The organism is Streptomyces sp. NPDC096048, assembly GCF_044763415.1.
Lineage (GTDB): Bacteria > Actinomycetota > Actinomycetes > Streptomycetales > Streptomycetaceae > Streptomyces.
Genome location: NZ_JBIWGG010000013.1, coordinates 86,224 through 99,468 on the forward strand (window position 1 = coordinate 86,224; position 13,245 = coordinate 99,468).

Annotated in this window: 8 protein-coding genes and 1 riboswitch; of the genes, 2 read left to right on the forward strand and 6 right to left on the reverse strand. The window is 71.2% G+C overall.

Going from position 1 to position 13,245, the window contains the following annotated elements; all coding sequences use genetic code 11:
- Positions 1-6: 6 nt before the first annotated feature.
- The 3 genes from ACIQ6R_RS31575 to ACIQ6R_RS31585 form a co-directional block, all read right to left on the reverse strand.
- Positions 7-2,226 (reverse strand): NADP-dependent isocitrate dehydrogenase, encoded by a 2,220-nt coding sequence (locus tag ACIQ6R_RS31575; RefSeq protein ID WP_404183725.1) that lies wholly within the window; start codon positions 2,224-2,226, stop codon positions 7-9.
- A 151-nt stretch (positions 2,227-2,377) separates the two neighbouring features.
- Complete coding sequence (locus tag ACIQ6R_RS31580; RefSeq protein ID WP_404184078.1) at positions 2,378-3,439, reverse strand: mechanosensitive ion channel family protein; 1,062 nt, start codon at positions 3,437-3,439, stop codon at positions 2,378-2,380.
- 233 nt (positions 3,440-3,672) lie between these two features.
- A complete protein-coding gene (locus tag ACIQ6R_RS31585) occupies positions 3,673-4,572 on the reverse strand; it encodes a YbhN family protein (protein ID WP_404225174.1) in 900 nt (299 codons plus the stop codon).
- 231 nt (positions 4,573-4,803) lie between these two features.
- Here ACIQ6R_RS31585 and ACIQ6R_RS31590 point away from each other — a divergent pair, with 231 nt between their 5' ends.
- Positions 4,804-6,687, forward strand: coding sequence for an ABC transporter ATP-binding protein (locus tag ACIQ6R_RS31590; RefSeq protein WP_404225177.1), 1,884 nt, complete (start codon positions 4,804-4,806; stop codon positions 6,685-6,687).
- A gap of 44 nt (positions 6,688-6,731) precedes the next feature.
- Here the strand turns inward: ACIQ6R_RS31590 and ACIQ6R_RS31595 are convergent, their stop codons facing one another.
- The 3 genes from ACIQ6R_RS31595 to ACIQ6R_RS31605 all read right to left on the reverse strand — a co-directional run bounded on the left by ACIQ6R_RS31595 (position 6,732) and on the right by ACIQ6R_RS31605 (position 10,915).
- Positions 6,732-8,516 carry a SpoIIE family protein phosphatase gene (locus ACIQ6R_RS31595; protein ID WP_404225023.1) on the reverse strand — a complete coding sequence of 595 codons (1,785 nt, stop codon included), beginning with the start codon at positions 8,514-8,516 and terminating at the stop codon, positions 6,732-6,734.
- A gap of 344 nt (positions 8,517-8,860) precedes the next feature.
- Positions 8,861-9,871 carry a LacI family DNA-binding transcriptional regulator gene (locus ACIQ6R_RS31600; RefSeq protein WP_404225025.1) on the reverse strand — a complete coding sequence of 337 codons (1,011 nt, stop codon included), beginning with the start codon at positions 9,869-9,871 and terminating at the stop codon, positions 8,861-8,863.
- Between the two features lie 87 nt (positions 9,872-9,958).
- On the reverse strand, positions 9,959-10,915 hold the full coding sequence (locus tag ACIQ6R_RS31605) for an endonuclease/exonuclease/phosphatase family protein (RefSeq protein WP_404225027.1): 957 nt from the start codon (positions 10,913-10,915) through the stop codon (positions 9,959-9,961).
- Positions 10,916-11,216: 301 nt separating this feature from the next.
- Between ACIQ6R_RS31605 and ACIQ6R_RS31610 the strand changes: the two genes are divergently transcribed.
- A complete protein-coding gene (locus ACIQ6R_RS31610; RefSeq protein ID WP_404225028.1) occupies positions 11,217-12,938 on the forward strand; it encodes a carbohydrate-binding module family 20 domain-containing protein in 1,722 nt (573 codons plus the stop codon).
- A gap of 220 nt (positions 12,939-13,158) precedes the next feature.
- Positions 13,159-13,241, forward strand: a riboswitch (cobalamin riboswitch).
- Positions 13,242-13,245 lie beyond the last annotated feature (4 nt).

The window sequence follows — 13,245 nt, forward strand, 5'->3', positions numbered from 1 at the left end:
GGAGGATCAGGCGAAGGACGCCAGCGCCTCGTTCCACGTGGCCGACGGGCGCATGACCTCGGCGGCCTTGGCCGGGTCGGGCTGGTAGTAGCCGCCGATCTCGGCCGGCTTGCCCTGGACGGCGTTCAGCTCGTCGACGATCTTCTGCTCGTCGGCGGTCAGCTTCTCGGCGAGCGGGGCGAAGGCCTTGGCCAGGTCCGCGTCGTCGGTCTGCCCGGCCAGCTCCTGCGCCCAGTACAGGGACAGGTAGAAGTGGCTGCCGCGGTTGTCGATGCCGCCGACGCGCCGGGTCGGGGACTTGTCCTCGTTGAGGAAGGTCGCCGTGGCACGGTCGAGGGCGTCGGCGAGGACCTTGGCGCGGGTGTTGCCGGTGACCTCGGCGTACTTCTCCAGGGACGGCACCAGGGCGAAGAACTCGCCGAGGGAGTCCCAGCGCAGGTAGTCCTCCTTGACCAGCTGCTGCACGTGCTTGGGCGCGGAGCCGCCGGCGCCGGTCTCGAACAGGCCGCCGCCCGCCATCAGCGGGACGACCGACAGCATCTTGGCGCTGGTGCCCAGCTCCAGGATCGGGAAGAGGTCGGTCAGGTAGTCGCGCAGCACGTTGCCGGTGACGGAGATGGTGTTCTCGCCGCGGCGGATGCGCTCCACCGACAGCTTGGTCGCCTCGACGGGGTTGAGGATCCGGATGTCCAGGCCCTCGGTGTCGTGCTCCGGCAGATACGCCTTGACCTTGGCGATCAGGTTGGCGTCGTGGGCGCGGCCCTCGTCCAGCCAGAAGACGGCCGGGTCGCCGGTGGCGCGGGCGCGGGTGACGGCCAGCTTCACCCAGTCGCGGATCGGGGCGTCCTTGGTCTGGCAGGCGCGGAAGATGTCACCGGCGGAGACCGTCTGCTCCAGGACGGCGTTGCCGTCGGCGTCGACCAGGCGGACGGTGCCCGTGGTGGGGATCTCGAAGGTCTTGTCGTGGCTGCCGTACTCCTCGGCCTTCTGCGCCATGAGGCCGACGTTCGGGACCGAGCCCATCGTGGAGGGGTCGTAGGCGCCGTTGGCGCGGCAGTCCTCGATGACGGCCTGGTACACGCCGGCGTAGGAGGAGTCCGGGATGACCGCGAGGGCGTCCTGCTCCTGGCCGTCCGGGCCCCACATGTGGCCGGAGGTGCGGATCATGGCCGGCATGGAGGCGTCGATGATGACGTCGGAGGGCACGTGCAGGTTGCTGATGCCCTTGTCGGAGTCGACCATGGCCAGCTCCGGGCCCTCGGCGAGTTCGGCGTCGAAGGAGGCCTTGATCTCGGCGCCCTCGGGCAGGGACTCCAGGCCCTTGTAGATGCCGCCCAGGCCGTCGTTCGGGGTGAGGCCGGCCTTGGCGAGCGCCTCGCCGTACTGGGCGAAGGTCTTCGGGAAGAAGGCGCGGACCACGTGGCCGAAGATGATCGGGTCGGAGACCTTCATCATCGTGGCCTTCAGGTGCACGGAGTACAGGATGCCCTCGGACTTGGCGCGGGCGACCTGGGCCGTGAGGAACTCGCGCAGCGCGGCGACGCGCAGCACGGAGGCGTCGATGACCTCGTCCTTCTTCACCGGTACCGACTCGCGCAGCACCGTGGTGGTGCCGTCGTCGCCGACCAGCTCGATCCGCAGCGCGCCGTCCTCGGCGATCACCACGGACTTCTCGGTGGAGCGGAAGTCGTTCTCGCCCATGGTGGCGACGTTGGTCTTCGACTCGCCGGACCAGGCGCCCATGCGGTGCGGGTGGGTCTTGGCGTAGTTCTTCACCGAGGCCGGGGCGCGGCGGTCGGAGTTGCCCTCGCGCAGGACCGGGTTGACCGCGGAGCCCTTGACCTTGTCGTAGCGGGCGCGGACGTCGCGCTCCTCGTCGGTCTTCGGGTCGTCCGGGTAGGCCGGCAGCGCGTAGCCCTGGTCCTGCAGCTCGGCGATCGCGGCCTTGAGCTGCGGGATGGACGCCGAGATGTTCGGCAGCTTGATGATGTTGGCGGCGGGCGTCTTGGCCAGCTCACCGAGCTCCGCCAGGGCGTCCGGGATGCGCTGGTCCTCGGCCAGGTACTCCGGGAACAGGGCGATGATGCGGCCGGCCAGCGAGATGTCGCGGGTCTCGACCGCGACACCCGCCCGCGAGGCGTACGCCCGGATCACCGGCAGGAACGAATACGTCGCCAGGGCCGGGGCCTCGTCAGTGTGCGTATAGATGATGGTCGAGTCAGTCACCGGGTGCTCCGCTCCACGTCTGCAACATTGCTCGACATCAAGATATCTCGTGATCGACCCGGGCTCGACAGGGGCCGTGCGGAGATTCCGGACAAGCGGCCGCACGACTCCCGTCGCATTCGATCGAATACCTGAACGAGTCGGTGGGGGGTCAGGCGAACGGGACGGCGTCCTCGCCCGTCCGCTGCTGCGGGAACACCACGGACCCCTGCTGGAGAGCGACCGTCCGGGCGGGGGCCGGGATGCGGATGCCCTCCTCGCGGTAGCGCCTGTGCAGGCGCTTGATGAACTCGTGCTTGATCCGGTACTGGTCGCTGAACTCGCCGACGCCCAGGATCACCGTGAAGCCGATCCGCGAGTCGCCGAACGTATGGAAGCGCACCGCCGGCTCGTGGTCCGGCACCGCGCCGGTGATCTCGGTCATCACCTCGGCGACCACCTCGGCCGTCACCCGCTCCACGTGCTCCAGGTCACTGTCGTAGGAGACGCCGACCTGGACCATGATGGTGAGCTGCTGCTCGGGCCGCATGAAGTTGGTCATGTTCGACTGCGCGAGCTTGCCGTTCGGGATGACGACCAGGTTGTTGGACAGGTCGCGGACGGTGGTCTGCCGCCAGTTGATGTCCTCGACGTAGCCGTCCTCGCCGCTGCTGAGCTGGATGTAGTCACCCGGCTGCACCGTCTTCGAGGCCAGGATGTGGATGCCCGCGAAGAGGTTGGCCAGCGTGTCCTGCAGGGCCAGCGCGACCGCCAGACCACCGACTCCCAGCGCGGTGAGCAGCGGCGCTATGGAGACGCCCAGCGTCTGCAGCATCACCAGGAAACCGATGGCGAGCACCAGGATCCGGGTGATGTTGACGAAGATCGTGGCGGATCCCGCGACCCCGGAACGGGACGTCGTCACCGCCCGCACCAGGCCGGCGATCACCCGGGCCGACGACACCGTCGCCACGAAGATCAGCAGGACCGTCAGCACCTGGTTGACGTTGTGCTGCACCGCACGCGTCAGCGGCAGCGCCGCCGCCGCGCCCGCCACGCCGCCCGCGACCGCCGCCCACGGCGCCACCGTGCGCAGCGCGGCCACCATGACGTCGTCGCCGCTCCAGCGGGTGCGCCCGGCGTGTCCCGCCAGCCAGCGCAGCACCATGCGCAGCAGGAACGCGCCCAGGAGGCCCGCCGCCAGCGCGATGCCGGCGGGCACCAGGTGGTCCATGGTCGGGTCGTCCGTCACCGGCCACCTCCATGGAGCGCGGCTGCGGCGAAGTGCCTCGCCGACGGCCGGATGTGAAGTCTCGTCACGTCGTCACCTGCTCGATACCTGCTGTATTCCGGGATGCGCGAACCACGCCGGTCCGCAAGAGAGTTCGACCGGCGCGAGCGTTCATCCTGCCGCATCGCGCGTGGTGGTCGATACCGCGCCCAGGAGCGGGGCGCGGTGTTTCGGCCTCAGATCACCTTCATCCGTACCAGCGCCGCCAACGTCAGTGCCCCGGGCAGCAGCGGCAGCCAGACCGTCATGAGCCGGAACGCGAGCACCACCGCCGTGGCCACGGCCGCCGGGCCGCCGGCCGCCACCAGCGCCACGACCAGAGCCGCCTCCACCGAACCGATCCCGCCCGGCGTGGGCACCAGCGCGACCGCCACCGTCGCCGCCAGATACGCCACCGCCATGTGCGCGGCGGGCACCGGCAGCCCCAGCGACTCACCCACCAGGACCAGCACCGCCGTCTGGAGTGCGGGGAAGGCGAGCGCGCCGCCCCACAGCGCCAGCGCCCGCGCCGGGAGGGCGTGCACCGAGCGGGCCTCGCCGAGCGCCGTCCGCAGGAAGGAGACCAGCGTCGCACGCAGCCGTGGCGCCAGCGCGAGTACGCCCGCCGCCACGAACGGCACCGCGCCCGCCACGATCAGCAGCGGCCCCACGGCCCCCTCGGGCAGCAGGGTGCCGAGCCGCAGCGCGTCGGGGAACGCGATCAGCAGGGCGCCCAGCAGGGCGAGCCGGCCCACGCTCTCCGCCAGCAGATACAGGGCGAGAGCGGCCGAGGAACGGGCGAGCGGCAGCCCGCACACCGCCATGAACCGCAGGTTGACCGCGCTCGCGCCCAGCCCCGTCGGCAGCAGATGGTTGGCCGCGCCCGCCGCGAACTGCGTGGCGAGCAGCCGCCGCCGCGGCAGCCGTTCCACGACGGCGCCCTGCCGGGTGCAGGCCGCGGCGACCCAGGTCAGACAGGTCGCGCAGGCCGCGGCCAGCAACCAGGGCCACCGGGCGGTGGCGAGATGGCCGAAGCCCTCGGCGAGCACCAACCGGTGTCGCACCGCGACCACGGTGACCAGCAGCAACGGAAGCACGCAGAAGACCCGCCGGACCAGGCGGGCGCGGCTGTCGCGGCGGACGGGGGTGAAGCCGGGGACGGGCTTCTCGGGGAGTTGTACCGCTGTCACACCACAAGAGATTCCCGGTACGGCGCCAACTACGGATGGCCGACGCGCGGACGACGTCTTACGGATGGCGGGCGGCCGGTCCACCCCGAGGCTCTTGACCTCAAGGAAGATTGAGGTTCTACCGTCACTCGCATGAGCATGGAGACCACAGCCTGGACCCAACTGCACAGCGTTATGAACGCCGAGCAGGAGCGCCGACCCCTCGCCCGCGCGACACTGCGCCGCATCGGCGCGTTCGCCCGCCCGCACCGCCGCCGCATCACCCGGTTCGTCCTGCTCGGGGTGGTGACGGCGCTGCTCGCCGTCGCCACCCCCGTCCTGGCGGGCAACGTCGTCAACGCGATCGTGTCGGGCGACGACGAGGGCACGGTCGTACGCCTCGCCCTGCTGATCGCGCTCATCGCGGTCGCCGAGGCGGTGCTCGGCATCTTCTCCCGGAGGCTCTCGGCGAGGCTCGGGGAGGGACTCATCCTCGATCTGCGCACGGCTGTGTTCGATCATGTGCAGCGCATGCCGGTCGCGTTCTTCACACGTACTCGTACGGGAGCACTCGTCTCCCGTCTCAACAACGACGTCATCGGCGCCCAACGGGCCTTCAGCAACACACTGTCCGGGGTGGTGAGCAACCTGGTCACGCTGCTGCTCACCCTGGCCGTCATGCTCACCCTGTCCTGGCAGATCACCCTGCTCGCGCTGGTGCTGCTGCCGGTGTTCGTGTTCCCGGCCCGACGCATGGGCCGCCGCATGGCCCGCATGCAGCGCGAGGCCGCCGCCCTGAACGCCGCCATGGGCACCCGCATGACCGAGCGCTTCTCGGCCCCCGGCGCCACCCTGATCAAGCTGTTCGGCCGCCCCGAGGACGAGTCGGCCGAGTTCGCCGACCGCGCCCGCCGCGTCGCCGACATCGGAGTGCGCACCGCCACCGCCCAGGCGGCGTTCATCACCGCCCTCACCCTGGTCTCCGCCCTCGCCCTGGCCCTGGTCTACGGCCTCGGCGGCTGGTTCGCCCTGCGCGGCACCCTGGACCCGGGCGCCGTCGTGGCGCTCGCGCTGCTGCTGACCCGCCTGTACGCGCCGCTCACCGCGCTCGCCGGGGCCCGCGTGGAGGTCATGAGCGCCCTGGTCAGCTTCGAGCGGGTCTTCGAGGTGCTGGACCTGGCCCCGCTCATCGACGAGAAGCCCGACGCCCGCCCGGTCCCCGACGGTCCGGTCGCCGTCGAGTTCGACGACGTCCGCTTCGGCTACCCGTCCGCCGACAAGGTCTCCCTGGCCTCCCTCGAAGAGGTCGCCACGCTGGACACCCGGGGCGGCGAGGAGGTGCTGCACGGCCTCTCCTTCCGCGCCGAACCGGGGCAGACCATCGCGCTCGTCGGCTCCTCCGGCGCCGGCAAGTCGACCATCGCCCAGCTGCTGCCGCGCCTGTACGACGCCGACGGCGGCACCGTGCGCGTCGGCGGTGTCGACGTCCGCGACCTGGGCGCCCGGTCACTGCGCGACACCGTCGGCATGGTCACCCAGGACGGTCACCTCTTCCACGACACGGTCCGCGCCAACCTGCTGCTGGCCCGGCCGGGGGCCGGTGACACCGAGCTGTGGGACGCGCTGCGCCGCGCCCGCCTGGTCGACCTCGTACGGTCCCTGCCCGACGGCCTCGACACCGTGGTCGGCGAGCGCGGCTACCGGCTCTCCGGCGGCGAGCGCCAGCGCATGACCATCGCCCGGCTGCTGCTGGCCCGCCAGCGCGTCGTCATCCTCGACGAGGCCACCGCCCACCTCGACAACACCTCCGAGGCGGCCGTCCAGGAGGCCCTCGCGGAGGCACTGGAGGGCAGGACCGCCGTGGTGATCGCGCACCGGCTGTCGACGATCCGGGCGGCCGACCAGATCCTGGTGGTCGAGGCCGGCCGCATCGTGGAACGCGGCACCCACGACGAACTCCTGGCCGTCGGCGGCCGCTACGCCCAGCTCCACCGCACCCAGTTCGGACGGCCGGCGACGGAGGAGGCGAAGCAGGCGGCGTGAGCGCGCGGGGGCGGGAGGTGCGGGCCGGGACGGTACGGGCGGCGCTACCGCGGGCCGGCCGCCCCGGTACGCACGGGCAGGTCCTGCTCGGCCCAGACGACCTTCCCCTCGGGCGTGCGGCACGAACCCCAGCGCCGACACAGCATGTTGATCAGCTGGAGACCGCGCCCGCTCTCGTCGCTCACGTCCGCGTGCTGGATCTGCGGCAGGTCGGGCCCGGAGTCGGAGACCTCCACGAACAGTCGTTCGTGCCGCAGGAGGCGCAGCTCGCCGGGGGCGTTGCCGTACCGCAGGGCGTTGCCGACCAACTCGCTGACCACCAGCTCCGTCGAGTCGACCAGGTCGTCCAGGCCCCACTTCACCAGCTGCTCGCGCACCGCGGTCCGGGCCTGCCCCGCGGCCTTGCCGTCCGGCGGCAGCGTCCGTACGTACACCTCGCCCTCCGGACCGAGCGGCCGGGTGCCGGCGACCAGAATGATCGCGTCGTCGGACCGGTCACCGCAGACCCGCTCGGTGACGGACCGGCACACCGTGCCGTCCTCGGGCAGGCCGTCGCCGACCGTCTCGCGCAGCCGTTCCATCTGCGTGCCGAGGTCGGCGGTGCGCGACCTGATCAGACCGTCCGTGTACAGCGTCAGCCGGCCCCGCTCGGGCACCGGGCAGTCGACCGGGTCGTACGGGATCACTCCGGCCCCCAGCGGCGCCCCGGCGGGCACGTCCAGGAACGAGGCGGTGCCGTCGGGACCCGTCAGCAGCGGCGGCGGGTGACCGGCGCTGGCGATGCGGAAGGTGCTGCCGTACGGGTCGTAGACCGCGCACAGACAGGTGGCGACCTGGTCCTCCTCCAGGTCGCGGGCGGCCAGGTCCAGCCGGGCCAGCAGCCGCTCGGGCGCGATGTCGAGCGCCATCAGGGTGCGGGCCACCGTGCGCAGCCGGCCCATGGTCGCGGCGGCGGCCAGCCCCCGCCCCATCACGTCGCCCACCATCAACGCCGTACGGCCGCTGGGCAGCGCGACGACGTCGAACCAGTCGCCGCCCACGGCGGCCGGATCGCCGGCCGGGTCGTAGCACGAGGACACGTCGAGGCCGGGGGTACTCGGGCTGGACCGGGGGAGCAGGGCCCGTTGCAGCGTGACCACGTGCTCGCGCTCCCGCCCGTAGAGCCGGGCGTTGTCGATGGACACGGCCGCCCTGGACGCCAGTTCCAGGGCCAGAGCCACGTCGGCCCGGGTGAACGGTGACCGGCTGCCGGTCCGGATGAAGTCCGCCAGGCCCAGCAGCACCCCGCGCGCGATCAGCGGGACCGCGAGGTAGGAGTGCACGCCCGCGCGCCGCATGAGCTCGGCCGCCTGGCGAGTGGGCGCGACGGCATGGAAGTCGGACGGCTCCATGCGGGTGACCAGAACCGGCTTGCGGGTGGTCAGGCACGTGCGTACCAGCCGGTCGGCGGTGTACACCGACACCTGGCCCACCGGGTCGGGCGCGAGATTCAGCCCGGGGATCTCCGCGACCGCCATGGCCCTCAGCTCGGGAGTGCCCGCCTCCCCCTCGAAGCGGTCGCCCTCCTGGAAGCGGAGCACCGACTCCAGCAGGTCCACCGCGCACCCGTCGGCCAGTTCGGGCACGGTGAAGCCGGACAGTTCCTCGGCCGTGCGCCGCAGGTCCAACGTGGTCCCGATGCGCATACCGGCCTCGTTCAGCCATGCCAGCCGGCTCCGGGCGCGCACCGCCTCGGTCACCGGCCGCAGGGCCGCCTTCAGTGCTCGATGGCCGCCGACGAGGGGCTCGGGAGGCCGGCGGACCCCGCGCAGCCACGGTCGTTCCCGCACGCGTCGCCTCCTCCCACGGCCTTCTGCCCCGATTCTGCCTTGCCTCGGGGCGAGTGGCGACGGCGGCGCCTCGACCGGTCGGCCCACGAGCGAGGCGCCCGCCGGGTCCGCCTCACACGCGCGGCCGCACCGCCGTGTCCCGCGGCGCCGGGCACGAGGACGACGTCATACGGCGCCGGAGGCCGGTCGAGGGCCCTCACCGAACCCGCCGGTGGAGCGCCGCGGACCCAGCGCCTCGCGGGAGAGCGTGAGCACCGTTCCGTTCGTCTCGCGAACAAGCGAACGCGATATCGCGCGCGGATTTTGCAATTGTTCGACAGCTTGCCGAAGATGTCGAGGCGCGACTACTTGGCGGATGCCTGTGCGGTGGAGCCGCGGACGACGAGTTCGGGTTCGAAGAGCAACTCTCTGTGGGGGACTTCGGTGCCCTGGATCTGTGCGCAGAGGAGGTCGACGGCGGCGCGTCCCATGGCTTCGATGGGTTGGCGGACGGTGGTGAGCGGGGGTTCGGTGCAGGTCATGAAGGCGGAGTCGTCGTAGCCGACGACGGAGATGTCGTGGGGGACGTGGAGTCCGCGTCGGCGGGCGGCGCGGACGGCGCCGAGGGCGAGGGGGTCGCTGGCGCAGATGATGCCGGTGACTCCGCGTTCCAGCAGGCGTGAGGCGGCTGCCTGGCCGCCTTCCAGGGAGAACATGGCCCGCTCGACGAACTCGTCGGGGAGTTCCGCGTTCATGGCCTCGGCCGCTTGCCGGGCGGCGGTCAGTTTTCGGCGGGAGGGGATGTGGTCGGAGGGGCCGAGCACCAGACCGACGCGTTCGTGACCGAGGGAGGCCAGGTGTCGCCAGGACTGCTCGACGGCCACGGCGTCGTCACACGCGATGCAGGGAAAGTCGAGGTCCGCGATGGAGGCGTTGACGAGCACGACGGGGATGTTGCGTTCCGCGAGCAGCCGGTAGTGGTCGTGCGGGGCGTCGGCCTGGGCGAACAACCCGCCCGCGAAGACGACCCCCGACACCTGCTGCTGCAGCAGCAGCTCGACGTAGTCGGCCTCGGAGACGCCGCCCTTGGTCTGGGTGCACAGCACCGGCGTCAGCCCCTGCTGGGCCAGGGCACCACCGATGACCTCGGCGAACGCCGGAAAGATCGGGTTCTGCAACTCCGGCAGCACCAGCCCCACCAGCCGCGCACGCTCACCCCGCAACTGCGTCGGCCGCTCGTAGCCGAGAACGTCCAACGCGCTCAGCACCGACTGCCGGGTCGCCTCCGAGACCCCCGGTTTGTCGTTGAGCACCCGGCTGACCGTGGCCTCGCTGACCCCGACCTTCTTCGCCACTTGAGCAAGTCGTCGCGTCACACACGCAAGGCTAACGCAAGCTCCGTAAGCGGCTTGCTCTCCAGGCGTATCGGGGCGCTTGCGATGACTGTGAAGCGTATGCCCCTTTCATTCCACCCTGACCCGGGCGACGACCGGAAGGTGATCGCTTCCGGTGGCGGGGAGGGTGCGGATGTGGCCGACGGTCGCGGAGCGGGCCATGACCTGGTCGATCCGGGCCACCGGGAAGGCGGCGGGAAAGCTGAGCGCGAAGCCCCGCTCAGCCACCTTCAGGTGTGCCGTCAGCGGATCCAGCGCGCGGTCGTCGACCGTGCCGTTGAGATCACCCAGCAGCACGACCCGGCTCAGCCGCTCGGCCGCGACGGCGTCTCCCAGCAGACCGGCGCTCTCGTCCCGCCACGATGACGCGAGACCGCTCGCCCGGACGCGGACCGAGGGCAGGTGTGCGACGTACACGGCGATCTCGCCGTGCGGCGTGTGCACCGAGGACCGCAGTCCGCGGTTCCACTCCTCCGTGATGCCCCGGGGCTTGATGTCGAGCGGCCGGGCACCGGTGAGCGGATGCTTCGACCAGAGTCCGACCGTGCCATGAACCGTCCGGTACGGGTAGTCCGGGGCGAGAGTCCTCTCGTACACGTTCCGTGCCGGCGGCACCAGTTCCTGGAGCGCGATGAGGTCGGGCCCGACCTCGGCCAGCGCACGGGCCGTGCCCGCGGGGTCGGTGTTCTCGTCGCTGACGTTGTGCTGCACCACGACCAGGTCGGCGGCGCCGGGCTCCGGCGCGGGCAGGAGCAGTCCGCCGAAGAGGTACGTCCAGGCCGCCAGCGGCAGGAGCAGCGCCGCCAGCGCGACGGCCGAGCGGCGCAGCAGCGCGAGGAGGAGCAGCCCCACGATCACCAGGCCGAGCCACGGCAGGAACGACTCCAGCAGACTGCCCAGCCCGCCCACCGCATTGGGGACCACCCCGTGGAGCATCAGCAGGGCGGCCGTCAGCACCGCCGCCCCGGCGAGCACGCGCCCCCGCGCCCAGACCGACCTGCCCCGCGCTCTTGTTCGTTCGACCATCGTTCCCGTCCGCTCGTCCTTGCCCGTCAGGACGCAGTACCAGGTGGGCCGGGTTCCGGTCGTGGGCGGGCGCGCACCTCCCCCTTCTGCAAGTAGATGCGGAAAATTACAGAAATGACGCCACGTCACGTCCTGCGGCGGGCCTCGTCCGAAGGGTTGACCGGTGCAGAACGGTGCCCTTACGGTCACGACCGCAACACCTTGCAGTCATCTTGCAGCAACGTATTGCAAGAGTGTGTCGACTCCCCAGTCAAGCATCGGTCGGTATCCGGGACACCCGCATCCTCACACGGGAGACTCCATGCACAGGAGCACCAGCAGAGCGCGAAGAAGCACCGCCGCGGCACTTGCACTCACCGCCGGCGTGGCCGGCAGCCTCCTCACCACCGCGGTGCCGGCGCAGGCTTCCCCGCCCGGCGACAAAGACGTCACCGCGGTGATGTTCGAATGGAAGTTCAGCTCGGTCGCCAAGGCGTGCACCGACACCCTCGGCCCGGCCGGCTACGGCTTCGTCCAGGTCTCCCCGCCGCAGGAGCACATCCAGGGCGGACAGTGGTGGACCTCCTACCAGCCGGTCAGCTACAAGATCGCGGGCCGCCTCGGTGACCGCGGACAGTTCAAGAGCATGGTCGACACGTGTCACGCGGCGGGTGTGAAGGTCGTCGCCGACTCGGTCATCAACCACATGTCGGCCGGGAACGGCACCGGAACCGGCGGCTCGTCGTACACCAAGTACAACTACCCGGGCAGCTACTCGGCACCCGACTTCGACAACTGCACCTCGCAGATCAACGACTACCGCGACCGATTCAACGTCCAGGAGTGCGAGCTGGTCGGGCTCGCGGACCTGGACACCGGCGAGGACTACGTCCGGGGCAGGATCGCCGGCTACCTCAACGACCTGCTGTCCCTCGGCGTCGACGGCTTCCGGATCGACGCGGCCAAGCACATGGCCGCCGGCGACCTGGCCGACATCAAGTCCCGCCTCAGCGACCCGAACGTGTACTGGAAGCACGAGGCCATCCACGGTGCCGGCGAGGCCGTCTCCCCGACGGAGTACCTGGGCAGCGGCGACGTCCAGGAATTCCGCTACGGACGCGACCTCAAGCGCGTCTTCAACGGCGAGAACCTCGCGTACCTGAAGAACTTCGGCGAAGCCTGGGGCCACATGCCCTCGGACAAGTCCAACGTCTTCGTCGCCAACCACGACACCGAACGCAACGGCGAGACCCTCAGCTACAAGGACGGTGCCGCCTACACCCTGGCCCACGTCTTCATGCTGGCCTGGCCGTACGGCAACCCCGACGTCCACTCCGGCTACGAGTTCTCCGACCGCGACGCCGGCCCGCCGAGCGGCGGCCAGGTGAACGCATGCTACAGCGACGGCTGGAAGTGCCAGCACGCCTGGCGCGAGATCTCCTCCATGGTCGGTTTCCGCAACACCGCCCGCGGCCAGGCGGTGACCGACTGGTGGGACAACGGCGGCGACCGGATCGCCTTCGGGCGCGGCTCCAAGGCGTACGTCGCGATCAACCACGAGGGCTCCTCGCTGACCCGTACGTTCCAGACGTCACTGCCCGCCGGTGACTACTGCGACATCCAGTCCGGCAAGGGTGTCACCGTCGACGGATCCGGCCGGTTCACCGCCACCCTCGGCGCCCACACGGCCGCGGCCCTGCACGTCAACGCCCGGAACTGCGACGGTGGCACCACTCCCGCTCCCGACCCGGTGACCTCCGGCGTGTCCTTCGCCGTCAACGCGTCCACCAACCCGGGCCAGAACATCTACGTGACCGGCGACAGGCCGGAACTGGGCAACTGGAACCCGGGCAGCGCCCTCAAGCTCGACCCGGCCGCATACCCGGTGTGGAAACTGGACCTGGAGCTTCCCGAGGGCACGTCCTTCGAGTACAAGTACCTCCGCAAGGACGAGGCAGGAAACGTGACCTGGGAAAGCGGCGCCAACCGCACCGCGACCGCCACCTCCACCAGGACCACCCTCGACGACACCTGGCGCGGCTGAACCGCCCGACCGCCCAGTGGCCGTCCCCGACTCTGCCGACGGGGACGGCCACACCCGCGTCGGTCGGCCGGGCCCCCTTCGGGCGCCGCGTGCTGAGAGCCGCCGGCAACGGCACGACCGGGCCATCCTCGCCGAAGGCCGGGCAGCCGGGCGGCACCGCCCTCGACCGTCCCCGTGGAGAGCGGGCGGGGGACAGGCGCTAAGCTGCAAGCGCCTCGCGGGGGAAGTCCGGTCGAAGTCCGGCGCTGACCCGCAACGGTAGGCGGAGCCCCGAACAGGGCGTCTCCGCAAGCCCGATTACCCGCGG